Origin of the sequence: Mycobacterium arosiense ATCC BAA-1401 = DSM 45069 (genome assembly GCF_002086125.1) — a bacterium.
GTDB classification, from domain to species: domain Bacteria; phylum Actinomycetota; class Actinomycetes; order Mycobacteriales; family Mycobacteriaceae; genus Mycobacterium; species Mycobacterium arosiense.
The window spans coordinates 1-282 of the sequence record NZ_MVHG01000314.1 but is presented as its reverse complement, the minus strand read 5'-3'; the positions used below and the strand labels follow the sequence as shown (position 1 = coordinate 282).

Annotated in this window: 1 protein-coding gene; it reads right to left on the bottom strand. The window is 66.0% G+C overall.

Annotated elements, in window-relative coordinates; all coding sequences use genetic code 11:
* Nucleotides 1-282 (bottom strand): FAD-linked oxidase C-terminal domain-containing protein (locus tag BST14_RS32030; RefSeq protein ID WP_281252838.1); only part of this gene is annotated, 282 nt, incomplete at both ends.

Below are 282 nucleotides of genomic sequence, written 5' to 3'. Positions count from 1 at the left end.
GATGCAGGGTGGGCACGTTCTTGCCGGGATTGAGCAGCCCGGCCGGGTCGAACGCCGCCTTCACGGCGTGGAACAGGGTCAGCTCGTCGGCATTGAACTGAGCGCACATCTGGTTGATCTTCTCGCGGCCGACGCCATGTTCGCCGGTGATGCTGCCGCCTACCGCTACGCACAACTCGAGGATCCTGCCGCCCAGCGCTTCGGCGCGCTCCAGCTCGCCCGCCAGGTTGGCGTCGAAGAGGATCAGCGGGTGCATGTTGCCGTCGCCGGCGTGGAATACAT